The sequence below is a fragment of the Stenotrophomonas sp. 17(2023) genome, from assembly GCF_030345315.1.
Lineage (GTDB): Bacteria > Pseudomonadota > Gammaproteobacteria > Xanthomonadales > Xanthomonadaceae > Stenotrophomonas > Stenotrophomonas acidaminiphila.
The window spans coordinates 143,403-155,446 of record NZ_CP128405.1 but is presented as its reverse complement, the minus strand read 5'-3'; the positions used below and the strand labels follow the sequence as shown (position 1 = coordinate 155,446).

The window sequence follows — 12,044 nt, the reverse complement described above, 5'->3', positions numbered from 1 at the left end:
TGCGCACTTGCATGCGGCGCGATACCCGCGCGGCTGCTACCCAAGGAGAAACAGGCAATGGCGGAAACCGCCGCAATCCTGGCGTGGACCCTGGTGTCCGAATGCCCGGTCCCGAATGACGTGCATGAGCTGTTGGTCGCCGGTGAAACGGCAATCGCCGCATACAAGACCTTCCGCGACGCGGCCATCTTTACCAACAAGCGCCTGATCGTCAGGGATGCCCAGGGCTTCACCGGCAAGAAGGTGGAGATCTATTCGTTGCCGTATTCGTCCATCTACATGTGGTCGTCCGAGAACGGGCACGGCATCTTCAACTTCAACTCGGAGATCGAGTTGTGGACCAAGGCGGGCCACATCAAGGTCAATCTCAACAAGGGTATCGACGTGCGCCGGCTCGACCGGCTGATCGCCGAGGCAGTGCTTCTGGCCTGACAGGGCTGATCCGCCTGCCGGGCCGGTGCCACGTTCCACACCATCGGTCGCAGCACCCGACAACGCAGACACCCCACCATGTCGATCATCGTCCGCCCCGACGACCTGTCCTCGCCGCAGGTCCAGGCGCTCGTCACCGAGCACCTGGCCGGCATGCACGGCAATACCCCCGCAGGCCACGTCCATGCGCTGGCGCTCGACAGCCTGCGGGCCCCGGGAATCACCTTCTGGTCGGCGTGGCTGGACGGCCAGCTGTGTGGCTGCGGTGCACTGAAGGCGCTGGGCGACCACGCCAGCGAGATCAAGTCGATGCGCACGCGGCCGGCGTTCCTTCGTCGTGGCGTCGGCCAGGCGGTGCTGGACGAGATCTTCCGCGTGGCACGCGACAGGGGGCACACCCACCTGTACCTGGAAACCGGAACCGGTGCGCCGTTTGCCGCCGCCCACGCGTTGTACCTGCGCAATGGCTTTGCCTGGTGCGGCCCGTTCGGCGAGTACACGGCCACGGCGTTCAATGTCTTCATGGTCAGGCCGTTGGTTCCGCAGGACAGTACGGCCTGACTTTCCGGCCCACCGGCCGCACCGGTCTGGCGTGCACCGGCCGGTGCAGCCCGCCCCCGCTGGCGCCGCTCCGCGCGGACGCCGTTGCACGTCCACGCAATGCCGGCCACGGTCGCGGACTTCGTCGGCATCCCCGAGGGAGCGGCCTGCCTTGGATCGCATCGGCGGCAGGGTTCGAGGTCCGTGCACGCGCCCCCGGGCAGGCTCTCATCCATGGCGGCCGCAACGGCGGCGCGGCACCGGCGCATGCCGGAGATTCCCACCCGGCGGCTCCCCGGCAGACGACGATGGCGGCGGCGAGGCCCGGCGGGCCCTCATGCCGTCGGCGATGCCGATATCATCCCGATGCGCCCAGGCGTTGCACGGCGCGACGCCCACATAGGAAGGTCCCATGAGCGTATCGAAAGCATTTGCGATGTTCATGCGTGAAGCGCCTGCCGTCGCCGGCGCCTGGCGCGGGGTCGCCGACGCACTGGATGGCAGCGGCGCGCTTGACGGCAAGACCGCCGAGCTGGCCTATATCGCAGTGCTCGCCGCCACCGGCAACAGCTCCGGCATTCCGTTCCACGTACTGTCGGCAAAGGCGCAGGGGGCATCGCGCCAGGAAGTGCTCAGCGCGGTGCTCGTGGGCCTGCCCGCCGCCGGCGCGGTCGTGATCGGCGCGCTTCCGGCCGCCATGGAGGCTTACGATGGGAACGACCAACAAAGCCTGGCATGAGCACAACCGCATGCCACCCAATGCCACGTTCCAGCAGCGCGTCGCCTGGCACCTGGCGCACGCCGCGGCGTGTGGATGCCGCCCGATGCCACCTGCCATCGTCGAGTTCCTGAAGGAACACGGGCCACGCGACAGCGCCTGACGCACCGCCCCGGCCATGCGGCAGCGGCAGCGGCTACGCCCCCTGATTCCGCGCGGATTGGAACATCGCCGCCGGGTCGGTGAAAATGGGCGTTCAGCCCGTCGCCACGCCGTCGCCGGCCCCAGCCAAGAGTCCCCGCATGAATACTGAAGCCTCCTCCGCCCTTCCGCCGCGCGAAGCGATGGAGTTCGACGTGGTGATCGTCGGCGCCGGCCCGGCCGGCCTGGCCACCGCCATCCGCCTGCGCCAGCTGGCAGTGGAGAAGGGCCAGGAGCTGTCGGTGTGCGTGCTGGAGAAGGGCTCCGAGCCGGGCGCACACATCCTGTCCGGCGCGGTGATGGACCCGCGTGCGCTGGCCGAGCTGTTCCCCGACTGGCAGGCCAAGGGCGCGCCGCTGAAGCAGGCGGTGACCCGCGACGAGTTCCTGTTCCTGGACGCCACCGGCGCCAAGGCCACTCCCAACTGGCTGCTGCCCGAGTGCTTCCAGAACCACGGCAACTACATCGTCAGCCTGGGCGAGGTGACGCGCTGGCTGGCGCAGCAGGCCGAGGCGCTGGAAGTGGCGATCTTCCCCGGCTTCGCCGCCGCCGAGGTGCTGTACGACGACAACGGCGCGGTGATGGGCGTGGCCACCGGCGACATGGGCATCCACAAGGACGGCACGCCGGGCCCGAACTTCGAGCGCGGCATGGAGCTGCATGCGCGCTACACGATCTTCGCCGAAGGCGCGCGCGGCCACCTCGGCCGCCAGCTGATCAGCCGCTTCAAGCTCGATGCAGGCAAGGATCCGCAGTCCTACGGCATCGGCATCAAGGAACTGTGGCAGATCGACCCGGCCAAGCACGAGCCGGGGCTGGTGGTGCACGCGGCCGGCTGGCCGCTGGACGACGATACCTACGGCGGCGCGTTCCTGTACCACGCCGACGGCGGCAAGGTCTCGATCGGCTATGTGGTCGGGCTGGACTACCGCAACCCGTGGCTGAGCCCGTTCGAGGAGTTCCAGCGCTTCAAGACCCACCCGTCGATCCGCAAGCACCTGGAAGGCGGCAAGCGCATCGCCTACGGCGCGCGCGCGATCACCGCCGGCGGCATCCTGTCGCTGCCCAGGACCGTGTTCCCGGGCGGCGCGCTGGTCGGCTGCGAGGCCGGCTACCTCAACGTCAGCCGCATCAAGGGCAGCCACGCCGCGATCAAGACCGGCATGCTGGCCGCCGAGGCGGCGTTCGAGGCGCTGGTGGCCGGCCGCTCGCGCGACGAACTGGCCGCCTACCCGGAGGCGTTCGAGAACAGCTGGCTCAAGACCGAGCTGCTGCAGTCCAAGAACTTCAAGCAGTGGTTCAAGAAGGGCCGCACCCTGGCCACGCTGATGACCGGCATCGAGCAGTGGCTGCTGCCCAAGCTGGGCGTGCGCAACGCACCGTGGACGATCCACCGCGCCAAGGCCGACCACGAGTGCCTGGAGCCGGCCAGCAGGCACGCGAAGATCGAGTACCCGAAGCCGGACAACGTGCTGACCTTCGACCGGCTCAGCTCGGTGTTCCTGTCCTCGACCAACCACGAGGAAGACCAGCCAAGCCACCTGACGCTGAAGGACCCCACGGTGCCGGTGCGCATCAACCTGGCCGAGTACGCCGGCCCGGAAGCGCGCTACTGCCCGGCGGGCGTGTACGAATTCGTCGGCGAGGGCGCGGACACGCGCCTGCAGGTCAACGCGCAGAACTGCGTGCACTGCAAGACCTGCGACATCAAGGACCCGACCCAGAACATCGTGTGGGTGACCCCGCAGGGCGGCGGCGGACCCAACTACCCGGCGATGTGATGCGCCACGGCGGCCGGCCCCGGGGCATGGATTCCGTGGCGGCGACGCTGCGGCGCCTGTCGCTGGCGGCGGCGTGCCTGGTGCTCGGCGCCTGCGGCCAGCGCGATGCGTTCAACCACGCCGCCGACGCCACGCCGCATCAACGCGAGCTGGAGCGCGCCTTCGCCATCTGCGCGGGCTGCCACGATACCCGCGCCGACCTGGGCCACCGGGTCGGGCCCAACCTGCATGGCGTGATCGGCCGGCGGGCCGGCACCGCGCCGGGCTACGCCTACTCCGGGGCGATGCGCGCCAGCGGCATCGTCTGGGATGCGCGGACCCTGGATGCCTTCCTGGCCTCGCCGCAGAAGCAGGTGCCCGGCACCCGCATGCCCAACGCGACGTCCGACCCGCAACGCCGCAGGGCGGTGATCGAGTACCTGTCGCAACCACCGCGCTAGCCGGGCCCGCGCGACCACGCCGGAGGCGGATGGTCGCGACCGCGGCCGCGCTCAGCTCCCGATGTGCTCGCGCAAAAACTCCTCCAGCGCGCGATAGAAGGCGATGCTGTTGTCGTCGTTGTAGAAGCCGTGGCCCTCGCCCGCGACCGCCATCCAGCGCGGCGCGTTGCCCGCCGCTACCAGCGCCGCACGCATGGCGTTGGCCTGTGCGATCGGCGTGCGTTCATCGCGTTCGCCATGCACCAGCAGCACCGGCGCCTTGATGGCCGCCGCCAGGTTCGCCGGCGAGTTCGCCAGCAGCTCGTCGTCGCTGCGGCCGATCACCCGCTCCAGGTAGTTGCGCCCATAGGCGCTGTCCTTGATGTCGCCCTTCCTGTACATCATCTTCAGGTCGTAGACGCCGGCCAGGCCCACCGCGCAACGGATCCGCCCGGGTGCGCGCGCGGCCAGCATCATCGCCGAGTAGGCGCCGAAGCTCGCGCCGTACGCGCAGACCCGCTGCGGATCGGCAAGCCCGGCGGCAACCGCATGGTCCAGCCCGTCCAGCAGGTCCTGCTGGATGCGCGTGCCCCATTGCAGGTAGCCCAGGCGCTCGAACGCACGCCCGCGCCCACCGCTGCCGCGGTAGTTGACCTGGACCACCAGGTAGCCGCGGTTGGCCAGGAACTGCGCGTCGGTATCGTAGAACCAGTCGTCGCTGACCCCGTGCGGGCCGCCATGCGGCAGCACCACGACGGGAAGGCGGCGACCGTCGCCGTTGCGCGGGATCGTGAGCATCGCCTCCAGTTCGACCCCGTCGCTGGCCTTGAAGCGCACCGGGCGCCGCTCGGCCATCAGTGCCGGGTCGATCCCGTCGCGCGACTGCAGCACCTTCTCCAGCTTGTTCGTGGAGCGCTTCAACACATACCAGCTGCCGGGGTCGCGGTCGCTGGCGATGTGCACCAGCACCACCTGGCCATTGCGGCTGACATCGACGAAGGTCACGTGCTGCTGCGGCAGCAGTCCCGCCAGTGTCCTGTGCAACTCGGCCTCGGGGCGGCCCGGGTCGAAGTAGACCAGCCGCGGACGACCGCCCTGCGCCGCGGCGGCGAACGGTATCGATGGATGGCCGGTCCACTGCGTCAGGCCGACGCTCGAAAAGCCATCGCCAACGAGCACCTCCGCGTTGCCCCCATCCAGGTCGCTCAACACCAGCTGCGACGGCCCGTCGGCGTGGCTGAGCGCGCCATACACCCTGGTGTTGTCCGCCGAGAACGACATGGGCGTCCAGATGCTTCCGGCCTGCGGCGGCGCCAGCGGCTGCCAGCGCCTGCCATCATCGGACCGGTACAGCAGATGGGTGTCGTCATCATCGCGCCCCCATGCATAGCGCGCGACGCCATTGCGGTCGATCACGAACTCCAGCTGCGGCACGTTGATGTCGGCGATGAGCTTGAACGTCGGGCGCTGCGTATCGACCACGTAGAGCATGGACGAGGTCGGGTTGCGCTTGAGCTGGCGCATGTAGAAGCGGCCATCGTTGCTCTCGGCCACGCTCTCGATGTAGCCGAAGCCGCGATCCAGGCCGGCCGCGGCGTTCTGCTGCTCGTAGCCGTAGATGTAGCGCTGGTTCTGGCCATCGAAATCGCTGGCGATGATCTCGCCGGTGGGCAGCGGCTTCTCCAGCGAGCCGTACTTGCGGCCCTTGGCCACCACCAGGCGCCCGTCACCTACCCACACGATCTGGAACGGGCTTTCGTAGCGCGGCAGGCGCAGTACCGCCATCCGCTGCATGTCCGACAGGCGCAGCACCTGCACGGCGTGGTTGCCCTGGCCGAAATCGGTCGAGAGCGCCAGGTAGTCGCCGGTCGGCGACAGCCGCGGCATCGAGAACGGGCTGGCCTTGGCGAATGCCTCCACCGGCAATGCCTGGGCCTGTGCCGACGGCACCCCCGCCATGCCCGCCAACGTCCCTGCCAACAGCAACACGAGCCCGCACCATCCCCTTCCCATGACAACACTCCAGAAGCCACGTAGTGGGCGCAGCGTAGGCCAAAGACCGGTTCCCGGGAAGGGCGCGGAGGGGCTCAGGACGGTGGCGCATCGCCGGCGCCACCGAGTGCCTGGCAACGGCCACAGAAGAATGTGCGGCGCCGTGTCCTGCCCATGTAGAGCTTGCTGATCGGCCCACCACAGGCCGGGCAGGTCCGGCGGGTATGTACCTGCCAGTGCTTCTTCAGCACGAACGCGCGCTTCCAGGCGAGGAACTCGAAACTGTACCGGCGTGCCTGCGCGATCAGCTGGCCCAGCCTGCGAGGCGGCAGGTCGCCGACGCGGGTAGCCGGATGCACGCGGATGCGGAACAGCACCTCGTTCTTGATGATGTTGCCCACGCCGGAGAATATCTGCTGGTCCAGCAACGCATCGCAGACCAGTGTGGCGGGCGAGGCCTCGAGCTTGCGGCGGGCCAGGGCCGGGTCCCAGCAATCGCTCATCACGTCCGCGCGCCAGTCGTACACCTGGTCCAGCGGCTGCTCGATGAACATCACCGAGCACGCATAGACGTTGAGCTCGCCGTTGTCGAAGCGCAGCGCCACCCGGGGGGCTGCCGGCTTGCGCTGGTCGACCAGCCAGCTGCCGAACATCATCAGGTGGATGCGCAGGCTGAAGTCGTCGAATTCCAGCAGGAAGTGCTTGCCCCAGCTGCGCACGGCCCGCACCCGGCAGCCGTGCATGCGCGCCAGCGGCTGGCGGGAGTTGCCGCCGACCTCGCGCACGGTGCAGCCGGTGAACCGCCCGGCCGCCTCACGCAGCAGCACGATCGACGGCCCTTCAGGCATGGCGCCCAGCGCACGTCCGGGCAGCGGATCCGTACGCTGACGCCAGGCGCCTGCGAGGGGGTAACAGCATCAGACGGAGAGGAATGCGTGGTGACATGGGCGCTCCTGATGCGGAGCGGCTACCGTCCCATCGCGTTTGTCATGCGCCGGTGAACCGGCGTAGGTGCGGGCGTGAAGCCAGCCACTCCGACCACCACCGCCCGTGGCGCCTGTTGCGTGGGCAACGGATGCCGGCCGCGGCGCCACCGCGCGCCGCGCCGTGGGACTCAGCTGTGCTTGACCAGCCGGCGCCGGCCGGTGGCCGCCTGCGCCTTCGGGGTGAGCCTGGCCACGCCCGGGATCAGGAAGTCGGCCACGCTGCGGCCGTGCTTCGTCTTCGCCGCAAGCCAGCGTGGCATCCGGCCGCGGCCGGTCCAGGTGTTGCGGCGATTGTCGGGGTCGCGGTACTTCGGCTCGACCTTGCCGCGCTTGCGCCGGGCGCGGGCCTTGGGTTCCGGGGGCGCCGTGGCGGCGTCGGCCCCGAAGATCTCCTCGATCGCGTACCCGGCAGCGCGTGCCTGGGCCGCCAGCAGGCGCCTGACCTGGGCCGCGGGCGGGCGCTCGGTGAGGGTCGTGTGCCGCGCGCGGGCGTCACGGATCAGCGCGTCCAGTTCGCGGACGCTCAGTGGGGTCAGGTCGATAGGCATGGGGCTAGCCTCAGTTCGGGCCGCACGGGTGTCAAGGAATGATTGCACCTGCACGCAGGGCCCGCTTTGGCTCCCGCCAGGCAGGATCGGTCGCCGGGCCGGCACCGCGGCGGGCGACGCCTGCTCCACGGCGCCGCGCGGCAGCGGCATCGCGTGGGACGCGCGGTCCCGCGGATGCCTTCCTGGAAGCCCCACAGGCGGGTACCGGCCCCACTCATGCCCAACACGACGTCCGCCCCACGGTACCGCAGGGCGGTGCTCGACTACCGGTCATCGCTGCCGGGGTAATCCGCGGTGGCAGCCGCGTGCGGCTTCAATCCAGGGTCTGCACGCCACCGCCGTTGACGAACAGGATCTGCCCGCTGACCCAGCTGGAAATCGGCGCGGCGAAATACAGCACCGCCCCGGCGATGTCGTCCGGCTCGCCCAGGCGCCTGATCGGCGTGTGCGACAGCATCCGCTGCTCGATCTCCGGAGTCAGCACCGTCGCCAGCGCCGCGGTGCGCACCGCGCCGGGGCCCACCGCGTTGATGCGGATGTTGTCCGGGCCGTAGTCATGGGCCAGGTTGGCGGTCATGTGGTTGATCGCGGCCTTGGAGGCGGCATAGGCGCTGATGGCCGGGCTCTTGTTGATCGAGCTCATCGAGGACATGTTGATGATCGAGCCGTAGCCGCCCTTCTTCATGTGCGGGGCGCACAGCTGGGCCAGCCGCCACGCGCTGAACACGTTGATCTCGAACGGCCGCTCGAACTGCTGCACGGTGATCTCGAACGGGTTCTCGCGCCCGGCGCCACCGCCGCCGGCGTTGTTGACCAGGATGTGGATGCCGCCCAGCTCGGCGGCGGTGCGCTCCACGGTGCGCACCAGGTCCTCGTCCTTGAGTACGTTGCATTCCAGCGCCAGCGCCCGGCCACCGTTGGCGGTGATCTCGGCGGCCACGCTCTGGGCATCGGCCAGCTTCAGGTCGGCGATCGCCACCGCCGCACCATGGGCGGCCAGCATCAACGCACTGGCGCGGCCGATGCCGTTGCCACCGCCGGTGACGATGGCGGTTTTTCCAGTGAGATCGAACAACGGGTTCGGGTTCATGGGCGTCTCCTTGCGGGTGAGGGCGCGCGCCCGGTCAGGCCGGGCACGCCCCGCTCAGGCCGAAGCGGTGCCCGGCCCGGCCCGGTCCGGTTGCCGGGCCGGAGCGGGAGGAAATCCGGGGTGAAAGCGCCACCGGCAAGCGCCAGCGGGCCCGTTGCCGCGCACGCCGCGCAGGGGCCCGGCAGTGCCGGTGACGCTGTCCGGCAGCCCAATTGGGGGAACCGCCGGGAAGTTCCCGGCGGCGCCATCTAATTTATGTACTGGTCAGTTTGATATTCAGGGGCGATTCCGTTGGCTAACGGATAATTCACACCTGTCGACCGGCAAGCCGCATCCGCCGGATCGATCAAACCAAAATAAAAAAGGTAATCCGTAATGAAGACTTCCCTGATCGCTCTGGGCCTGCTGGCCGCCCTGCCGTTCGCTGCGTCGGCGACCGATGGCCTGTCCTACAACTACGTGGAAGGTGGTTACGTGAACACCGATGCCAAGGGCGGCGACGCCGATGGCTGGAAGGTGAAGGGTTCGGTGGCGGTGCACCCGAACTTCCATGTCTTCGGCGACTACAGCGCCCAGGAGACCGATAAGTTCAAGAATGACGTCGACCAGTGGCGCGTGGGCGTGGGCTACAACTACGGCGTGGCCCCGAACACCGACCTGCTGGCCCGCGTGGCCTACCAGCGCTTCGACCTGCAGAACGCCCCGACCCTCAACGGCTACAGCGCCGAAGTCGGCGTGCGTACCGCCTTCACCCCGATGATCGAAGGCTATGCGCTGGCCGGTTACGAGGATTACAGCAAGAAGGCCGGCTACAACCCGGACGGCGAGTTCTACGGCCGCGTCGGCGCCGCCGCCAAGTTCAACGCCAACTGGGGCGTGAGCGGCGAAGTGAAGCTGGGCAAGGGCGGCGACAAGGAGTGGTTCGTCGGCCCGCGCTTCACCTGGTAAGCCATCGCGACATCGTTTCAAGGGCGCGTGCTCTCTCTCCCCCGCGCCCCCGGAGCCCGGTCCTCCCCGACCGGGCTCTTTCTTTTGCGCCAGCGCCGCTGACGGCAGGACAGGTCCGGCGAAGCGGGGCGGAATGCGCACTTGCGTCCGGGCCTGCGGGCGCCCGCAAGATGGCAACAAAAAGCCCGGCATCGCCGGGCTTTTTTCTTCATCTTCGCCGATTTCTACTTGAACAGCGTTTCCGGGTACTCCGGCTTCTGCTCGCGTGCCAGCAACTGCTTCAGGCCCTCGGAAGGGCTCAGCTCGCCGTGCAGAACCGACTGCACCGCCTTGGAAATCGGCAGGTCGATGCCGTGGCGGCCGGCCTGGCGCATGACCTCGTCGGCGGTCTGCACCGACTCGACCACCTGGCCGATCTCCTTCACCGCCTCGGCCAGGCTCTGGCCGCGTCCCAGCGCCAGCCCCAGCCGCCGGTTGCGCGACAGGTCGCCGGTACTGGTCAGCACCAGGTCGCCCAGCCCGGCCAGGCCCATCAGGGTCTCGGGCTTGCCGCCGATGGCCGCGGCCAGCCGCAGCATTTCGTTCAGGCCACGGGTGATCAGGCCGGCGCGGGCGTTCAGGCCCAGCTGCATGCCGTCGGCCACACCGGTGGCCACCGCCAGCACGTTCTTCATGGCCCCGCCCAGCTCGGCACCGACCATGTCCTCGCCGGTATAGGCGCGGAACGCCGGGCCATGCATCGCATCGGCCACCTGCTGGGTGAAGTCGGCATCGTCGCCGTGCACGGTGATCGCCGTGGGCAGGCCCAGGGTGACCTCCTTGGCGAAGGACGGGCCGGTGACCACCGCCAGCGGCACGTCCGGGCCCAGCACCTCGCGCGCGACCTCATGCAGGAAGCGGCCGGAGCCGGGCTCGAAGCCCTTGGTCGCCCAGGCCACGCCGGCACCGGCCGGCAGCAGCGGCGCCAGCGCACGCACGGTCTCGCCGAAGGCATGCGACGGCACCACCACCAGGATCCAGCGGGCACCGGCGACGGTGCCGGCCAGGTCGGTGCTGGCGCGCAGGGAATCGGGCAGCGGAATCCCCGGCAGGTACCGGGGATTCTCGTGACGACGGTCGATCGCCTCGACCACGTTCGCGTCGCGCCCCCACAGCACGGTCGGGTGACCATGCCGTGCCAGCAGGCTGGCCAGCGCGGTGCCCCAGGAGCCCGCGCCGAGGACGGCGATCTTTTCCGCGTCGTTGGTACTCATCCGCAGGGATGGACCCGGGTCAGGCGTTGCCGGCCGGCTCGGAGTCGGCCAGCGACGCGCCGTCGGCCTGCTGCTGGCGCTGGCGCAGGGTTTCGGCGTACAGGCCTTCGAAGTTGATCGGCTGCAGGTAGAACGGCGGGAAGCCACCGGCCTGGATCAGGTCCGACACCATCGAGCGCACGTACGGGAACAGGATGTTCGGGCACTGGGTGCCGAGCAGCACGTCGATCGCCTGCGGCTCCAGGCCGATCAGGCCGAACACGCCGGCCTGCTCCACTTCGGCCACGTAGGCGGTCTTGTCGCCGGCCTTGCAGGTCAGGGTCACGCCCAGCACCACCTCGAAGGCGTTCTCGGACAGGCGCTGCACCTTCTGGTTCAGGTTCAGCTGCAGGTCCGGCTGCACGTTCTCGTTGAAGATGGTCGGCGAGTTCGGGGATTCGAAGGAAACGTCCTTGACGTAGATCTTCTCGACGGTGAACGCCGGGCCGTTGTTGGCTTCGGCCGCGACGGCGTTGTTGTGCTCTTCGGACATTTCTCTAGGACTCCAGAACGGTTCGTTCGTTGAATGGGATTGTTACCAGACCTGCGATGGGGGCGCTGCAGCCCCCACACAAGGGCTTAACCTCAAATGAAGGCTCAGCCGCGGCCCTTCACCAGGGGCAGGTCCGCGGCCTGCCAGGCCGGCAGGCCGCCGTCGAGCACGAACACCTGCTCGAAACCGGCCTTCTTCAGCACCTTGGCGGCATTGGACGAGGCGTTGCCGGTGCGGCACACCAGCACCACCGGGGACTGCCGGGCCTGGGCCAGCAGCTTGTGCGACGGGGTCAGCTGGGCCGGCTGCACGTTGCGGCTGCCGGTGATGTGGCCCTTCTCGAAGTCGCTGCCCGCCGACAGGTCGATCACCACCGTGTTGCCGCCGTTGATCAGGTGGGTCAGCTCGGCCGGCTTGATCGATTTGAAGCCGCGGAACAGCCGTGCGATCTCGGTGACGATGATGGCGATGGTCAGGCCGGCGAAGGCCAGCGACAACATCGGGTTTCGGCCAGCGAAGGCCAGCAGCTCTTCGTAATTCACTCGGGTCACGGGTAGACAAGCGGGCGGCGATTGTCGCACAAGCCGGCCGCGGGACGGCCAGC

Annotated in this window: 14 protein-coding genes; 7 read left to right on the top strand and 7 right to left on the bottom strand. The window is 69.0% G+C overall.

Translation table 11 applies throughout. The features are described from left to right. The first annotated feature begins 57 nt into the window (after nt 1-57). The 6 genes from QQA12_RS00660 to QQA12_RS00635 all read left to right on the top strand — a co-directional run bounded on the left by QQA12_RS00660 (nt 58) and on the right by QQA12_RS00635 (nt 4,112). A complete protein-coding gene (locus QQA12_RS00660; protein ID WP_054662284.1) occupies nt 58-432 on the top strand; it encodes a PH domain-containing protein in 375 nt (124 codons plus the stop codon). A 78-nt stretch (nt 433-510) separates the two neighbouring features. Next, nucleotides 511-993 (top strand): GNAT family N-acetyltransferase, encoded by a 483-nt coding sequence (locus QQA12_RS00655; protein WP_226050792.1) that lies wholly within the window; start codon nt 511-513, stop codon nt 991-993. A 391-nt stretch (nt 994-1,384) separates the two neighbouring features. Next, complete coding sequence (locus QQA12_RS00650; protein ID WP_056932080.1) at nt 1,385-1,711, top strand: carboxymuconolactone decarboxylase family protein; 327 nt, start codon at nt 1,385-1,387, stop codon at nt 1,709-1,711. Between the two features lie 10 nt (nt 1,712-1,721). Further along, a complete protein-coding gene (locus QQA12_RS00645) occupies nt 1,722-1,853 on the top strand; it encodes a hypothetical protein (RefSeq protein WP_263863269.1) in 132 nt (43 codons plus the stop codon). A gap of 139 nt (nt 1,854-1,992) precedes the next feature. Beyond that, nucleotides 1,993-3,672, top strand: coding sequence for an electron transfer flavoprotein-ubiquinone oxidoreductase (locus QQA12_RS00640; RefSeq protein ID WP_182335822.1), 1,680 nt, complete (start codon nt 1,993-1,995; stop codon nt 3,670-3,672). Between the two features lie 26 nt (nt 3,673-3,698). After that, nucleotides 3,699-4,112, top strand: coding sequence for a c-type cytochrome (locus QQA12_RS00635; protein ID WP_226050793.1), 414 nt, complete (start codon nt 3,699-3,701; stop codon nt 4,110-4,112). A gap of 51 nt (nt 4,113-4,163) precedes the next feature. Here QQA12_RS00635 and QQA12_RS00630 read toward each other — a convergent pair whose 3' ends face one another. From QQA12_RS00630 to QQA12_RS00615, 4 genes are all read right to left on the bottom strand, one after another. After that, nucleotides 4,164-6,050, bottom strand: coding sequence for an alpha/beta fold hydrolase (locus QQA12_RS00630; protein ID WP_267914020.1), 1,887 nt, complete (start codon nt 6,048-6,050; stop codon nt 4,164-4,166). 128 nt (nt 6,051-6,178) lie between these two features. Further along, nucleotides 6,179-6,931 (bottom strand): DNA-formamidopyrimidine glycosylase family protein, encoded by a 753-nt coding sequence (locus QQA12_RS00625; protein ID WP_226050795.1) that lies wholly within the window; start codon nt 6,929-6,931, stop codon nt 6,179-6,181. A 266-nt stretch (nt 6,932-7,197) separates the two neighbouring features. Continuing rightward, a complete protein-coding gene (locus QQA12_RS00620) occupies nt 7,198-7,617 on the bottom strand; it encodes an H-NS histone family protein (protein WP_226050796.1) in 420 nt (139 codons plus the stop codon). Between the two features lie 313 nt (nt 7,618-7,930). Then, the gene (locus QQA12_RS00615) at nt 7,931-8,707 is read right to left on the bottom strand and encodes a glucose 1-dehydrogenase (RefSeq protein WP_226050797.1); all 777 of its coding nucleotides are present in this window, start codon (nt 8,705-8,707) and stop codon (nt 7,931-7,933) included. A gap of 375 nt (nt 8,708-9,082) precedes the next feature. Here QQA12_RS00615 and QQA12_RS00610 point away from each other — a divergent pair, with 375 nt between their 5' ends. Beyond that, on the top strand, nt 9,083-9,655 hold the full coding sequence (locus QQA12_RS00610) for an Ax21 family protein (protein WP_182335818.1): 573 nt from the start codon (nt 9,083-9,085) through the stop codon (nt 9,653-9,655). A 224-nt stretch (nt 9,656-9,879) separates the two neighbouring features. On the opposite strand, the gene QQA12_RS00605 is transcribed toward QQA12_RS00610, so the two are convergent. The 3 genes from QQA12_RS00605 to QQA12_RS00595 form a co-directional block, all read right to left on the bottom strand. After that, the gene (locus tag QQA12_RS00605; protein WP_054662261.1) at nt 9,880-10,908 is read right to left on the bottom strand and encodes an NAD(P)H-dependent glycerol-3-phosphate dehydrogenase; all 1,029 of its coding nucleotides are present in this window, start codon (nt 10,906-10,908) and stop codon (nt 9,880-9,882) included. A 19-nt stretch (nt 10,909-10,927) separates the two neighbouring features. Then, nucleotides 10,928-11,440, bottom strand: a complete 513-nt coding sequence (secB, locus tag QQA12_RS00600; RefSeq protein WP_104937701.1) for a protein-export chaperone SecB — start codon at nt 11,438-11,440, stop codon at nt 10,928-10,930. Between the two features lie 104 nt (nt 11,441-11,544). Next, nucleotides 11,545-11,982, bottom strand: coding sequence for a rhodanese-like domain-containing protein (locus QQA12_RS00595; protein ID WP_054662255.1), 438 nt, complete (start codon nt 11,980-11,982; stop codon nt 11,545-11,547). Nucleotides 11,983-12,044: the final 62 nt, after the last annotated feature.

Coding starts and splice junctions, on each gene's coding strand:
- QQA12_RS00660 (WP_054662284.1), top strand. CDS start 58: ATGGCGGAAACCGCCGCAATCCTGGCGTGGACCCTGGTGTCCGAATGC.
- QQA12_RS00625 (WP_226050795.1), bottom strand. CDS start 6,931: ATGCCTGAAGGGCCGTCGATCGTGCTGCTGCGTGAGGCGGCCGGGCGG.
- QQA12_RS00635 (WP_226050793.1), top strand. CDS start 3,699: ATGGATTCCGTGGCGGCGACGCTGCGGCGCCTGTCGCTGGCGGCGGCG.
- QQA12_RS00615 (WP_226050797.1), bottom strand. CDS start 8,707: ATGAACCCGAACCCGTTGTTCGATCTCACTGGAAAAACCGCCATCGTC.
- QQA12_RS00605 (WP_054662261.1), bottom strand. CDS start 10,908: ATGAGTACCAACGACGCGGAAAAGATCGCCGTCCTCGGCGCGGGCTCC.
- QQA12_RS00630 (WP_267914020.1), bottom strand. CDS start 6,050: ATGGCGGGGGTGCCGTCGGCACAGGCCCAGGCATTGCCGGTGGAGGCA.
- QQA12_RS00640 (WP_182335822.1), top strand. CDS start 1,993: ATGAATACTGAAGCCTCCTCCGCCCTTCCGCCGCGCGAAGCGATGGAG.
- QQA12_RS00645 (WP_263863269.1), top strand. CDS start 1,722: ATGCCACCCAATGCCACGTTCCAGCAGCGCGTCGCCTGGCACCTGGCG.
- secB (WP_104937701.1), bottom strand. CDS start 11,440: ATGTCCGAAGAGCACAACAACGCCGTCGCGGCCGAAGCCAACAACGGC.
- QQA12_RS00650 (WP_056932080.1), top strand. CDS start 1,385: ATGAGCGTATCGAAAGCATTTGCGATGTTCATGCGTGAAGCGCCTGCC.
- QQA12_RS00620 (WP_226050796.1), bottom strand. CDS start 7,617: ATGCCTATCGACCTGACCCCACTGAGCGTCCGCGAACTGGACGCGCTG.
- QQA12_RS00610 (WP_182335818.1), top strand. CDS start 9,083: ATGAAGACTTCCCTGATCGCTCTGGGCCTGCTGGCCGCCCTGCCGTTC.
- QQA12_RS00655 (WP_226050792.1), top strand. CDS start 511: ATGTCGATCATCGTCCGCCCCGACGACCTGTCCTCGCCGCAGGTCCAG.